The sequence below is a fragment of the Candidatus Cloacimonadota bacterium genome, assembly GCA_011372345.1.
In the GTDB taxonomy this organism is placed as follows: domain Bacteria; phylum Cloacimonadota; class Cloacimonadia; order Cloacimonadales; family TCS61; genus DRTC01.
In genome coordinates, this window is the sequence record DRTC01000435.1 from 1 (window position 1) to 4,512 (window position 4,512).

Sequence of the window (4,512 nt, forward strand, 5' to 3'; positions counted from 1 at the left end):
ATTATTATTCTGCTCGTGAAACAAAAATGGCTGTGCGAGATAAACTCCTGAATTTCGGATATACTTTTGTCGATACACTCATTTCTCCTTATGAAGTCGGTCAAACACAATTAGAGAATAAGATCAATGAAGGTCATTCATTTGTTAATTATCGCGGATTTGGTGATTGGAACTATTGGTGGGGAGAACCGAATCCGATGTTCAATCTCGATAATATCAATAATCTAACAAATGGTTATAAACTTCCAATGATCACGAGCATTGTCTGCGGAGGAGGTAATTTTGCTTGCGATGATTATCCTTCTGCATTTGGAGAAACCTGGTTGCTTGCCGGTTCACCTGCAATTCCCAAAGGTGCGATCGGTTTTATCGGACCAAGTGAACTCAACACAAAAACTCCCTTTAACAATGCCAATGATATGGGAATTTACCAGGGAATAACTCAAGAAAATTTATTCACATGCGGAGAAATGCTTTTGCGTGGAAAAATGGAATTGTATAACAATTTCCCTGATTGTCATGAATGGGGAGATGCCACCAATTCCGATCAATTTTATTTTTATGTTTATGGTTTATTGGGAGATCCGGGTCTTTCTATTTGGACAGATACTCCCAAAGAAGTTTCCATGAATTTTACCGAAGAAATGATCACGGGTGAAAATTATTTGAATGTAGGAATTACAACCTCAGAATTAGATAAATCCGGTTTTACAATTGCCGTAACAAATTCCGATAGTTTAATCACAATCGATTTTACAGATGCGAATGGCGAAGTAAATATCCCTCTCAGCCTTGAAGAAGGAGTTTATGAAATAACTGCTTCCAAATACGGATACATCCCGGAAACCGACACTTTATCGGTTATCGATGGAAACATTGTTGGTTTATATGAATATACTTTTATGGATTCAATTGTTTCCGGTGAAATCGTTGATCTGGAAGTTATTATAAAAAATCTGGGAGAATTCACCGCTACTAATATTTATGCTGTTTTAACCTCGAATGATGATTATCTCCAAATTATTTTGGGAAATATAAATATTGAATCACTCGGTGCAGGAGATTCGGAGATTTGTGAATTCCAATTCCAAATTGGAGAAGAATGGTATAATGGTCAGGTTTCAGAACTTTTTTTGAATGTCGATTATGAATTTGAAAGCCGTAAAATATTAATTCGAGATGAACAAGAAACTTTCCTGATCCCGGTTGAGATAAATGCTGCCGAACTTGTTTTAGCAGATTTTATCGTTGCTAATCCTGATTCCTGTTTGATCCAGAATAATACGGAAGAAGTTTATCTTGAACTTCAGAATTGCGGAAATTATGAAACAGGAGATTTTTATGCTAATCTGATAAGTTTAAATGATAAAACCGAAGTATTAATTTCAAATAGAAATTATTCCAATATTTCTGTTGGAACATCCGGCACTAACGCAAATTATTTCCAGGTATCCGTTGAAGATGTTCTAGATGGAGAGCAAGCACTTTTCAGGTTAGAAATTTCCGATAACAGAACAATCCTGCAGGAATTAGAATTTTCTATTCCGATCGGATTTATCAATGAATTCAGCCCGACTTTCTGCGAATATGGATATTATGCGATCGAGAGTAATGATTCCGGAAATTTCACACCTCCTGTTTATAACTGGATTGAAATCGAAAATACCGGAACTCAAATAACCGGAGGACATGCGACTGAAGACGGTTTTATTAAAACTATCGATCTGCCCTTTGATTTTCAATATTTTGGAACATCGTATGATAAGATTTCGGTCTGTTCTAATGGCTATTTGTGTATGGGAGAAACGGATTTGATGTTCCACCGAAATCGCACAATTCCATCCGGAAGCGGTTCTCCGGCAATGATCGCTCCTTTCTGGGATGATCTAAAAAACGGTAATTTATACTATTTCTATGATACTGCCAATGATTATTTCATCATCGAATGGACTGATTTCCAGAATGTTTACAATCCTTATTATGATGAAACTTTTGAAGTTATTCTCTACGATCCTGAATTTTATCCAACTCCAACCGGAGATGGAGAAATTCTCTTTCAATATAATGAAATAAACAACATCGATCAGGGAGATAATTATGCAACTGTCGGGATCGAAAATGAAGCCCAGACTCAAGGTTTGTTAATGACCTTCGCAAATAACTATGCTCCGACTGCTCAACCAATAGAAGACGAAACTGCGATTTTTTTCACAATTACGGAAAGTCCCTATTATCCAACTGCTCCCCAGAACATTACTATTTCTGTGGAAAATGACTCCATCTATCTGGAATGGGATGCCGTAGATTATGCAACTTCATATGATATTTATTCTGCAGATGATCCATATTCGAATTTTGTGATTGAAGCTGAAGAAATTACAACCACGAATTGGAATGAATCCTTAACTGATATAAAGAAATTTTATTATATTAAAGCTGTTAATTAGAAATAATCCGAATCCAGAATTTTCTGATATTATTTGAGACATTACTTTCTTCTTTGTCCCTTTATCGACACAAATCTACAAAGCACATAATTAACCAAATAATTATTATTAAATCAGAACAACTCTAATCCCTTAATATAAAACAAATTAGCACCACTGAAGATACTAAAATGGAACCGTTCTTTCTGGTATATTTTATGCAATTTATTGTTACTGAATTTGAGGGGGAATTATGAAGTTTAAAAATCAAATTTTAAAACAATTTTTCATTCCTGTTTTTTTATATTTCATTTTTATAACCTGTAACGCTCATATTTCTGATCCTGTTTTTGATGACACTCAAATTCACGAGTTCTATCTTACTTTTGAAAACGAAAATTTCTGGGAAGTCCTGATCTATAACGAAGAATATAATATTGATCAATATGTCATTGCAGATTTTGAATTTAACGGAGAAGTATATGAGGATGTAGGTGTTAGGCTCAAAGGTAATAAATCAATGTCATACCCATCCAATAAGAAACCTTTTAAAATTAAATTTAATGAATTTATCGAAGATCAGGAATTTTTCGGACTCACAAAACTAAGTTTAAGTAATGAGTATGCTGATCCCAGTTTTCTTAGAGAAAAAATATTCTGCGATTTGATCAATCAGCACATTCCTGGTCCCAGGGCAAATTTTGTTAAGGTATTTATTAATGGAAATTATTGGGGACTATACACAAATGTTGAACAGATCAATAAAAAATTCGTAAAAAAGAATTTTGGAAATAATGAAGAAGGAAATTTATTCAAAGGTGATCCCATGGGCGATCTTGTCTGGTATGGTCCGGATCCTGAATCTTATTATGATAAATATGAATTGAAAACCAACGAGGAAGAAAATGACTGGTCTGATTTGATCAATTTGATTGATGTTTTGAATAATACACCTATCGATTCATATCCAACTGAATTAGAACAGATTTTCCATATTCGCAATTATCTTTTTTTCCATGTTGTTAATAATTTCCTGGTAAATATGGACAGTTATTTTCTAGGTTGTCATAATTACTTTGCTTATCATAGAACAGATTCCGACAAATTTCTTCATATTCCATGGGATTTTAATTCCTCCTTCGCAAATATGGCAGGCGGGATGACAGAAGAGGATATATACAATTTTGCTGTTTTTCATATGGCACCCCCTGAATCTCCTAAACCTCTGGTAAACAGGACCTTTGAAATAGATTATTACAGAAATATTTACTTGATGAATTATCAATATTTTCTGGAAACAACTCTAAATGAGGATTTTTTATTTCCAAGAATCGATAGTTTAGCCAATCTCATCCGCGATGCAGTTTATGCTGATACTTTGAAAATGTATTCCAATGAAGATTTTGAGACTAATCTTCTAGAAAACATACAAAGTGATAACGGTATCATTTTCGGATTAAAAAACCTGATCCAGCAGAGATTTCAAAGTATTACTGCACAGTTAAATGAATTCAATATTCCGGAAAGGATATCCGGTCTTTACATCAATGAATTTTTAGCAGATAACGAGTCCGTGATTAGAGATGAATTTGATGAATTCGAAGACTGGATCGAAATTTACAATGCTAATGATTATCCCATAAATATGAGAGGGCTTTTCCTTTCAGACGATCCTTCAATACCGGATAAATGGAAATTCCCTGATGCTGAAATTCCTGCTAATGGATATCTATTGGTTTGGGCAGATGGTGAAACCGAACAGGGAAATATGCATGCGAATTTTAAATTAAACAATAACTCTGAATTCATTGGTTTATATGGAATTAATGGTATTTTGGCAATTGATAGTTTAAGTTATGAAAATCAGGAAACCAATATTTCTTACGGCAGATTACCGGATGGAGGAAATGAATGGGTACAATTTATTTTTCCCTCTCCATTATCAGCAAATATCCTGGAATTGACCGATGGTCTATTTATTAATGAATTCCTAGCTGTGAACGAATCGACAATTTTCGATGAAAATGGTGAATATGACGATTGGATCGAAATCTATAATAAAAATATCTACGATTGTAATTTAGAC

The 4,512-nt window shown here is 34.0% G+C and carries 2 protein-coding genes; both read left to right on the plus strand.

Annotated features, from left to right (window positions below; genetic code table 11):
• Nucleotides 1–2,447, plus strand: a 2,447-nt coding sequence (locus ENL20_08470; GenBank protein ID HHE38590.1) for a hypothetical protein, incomplete at its 5' end; no start/stop codon positions are given.
• Between the two features lie 232 nt (nucleotides 2,448–2,679).
• Nucleotides 2,680–4,512, plus strand: a 1,833-nt coding sequence (locus ENL20_08475) for a hypothetical protein (GenBank protein ID HHE38591.1), incomplete at its 3' end; no start/stop codon positions are given.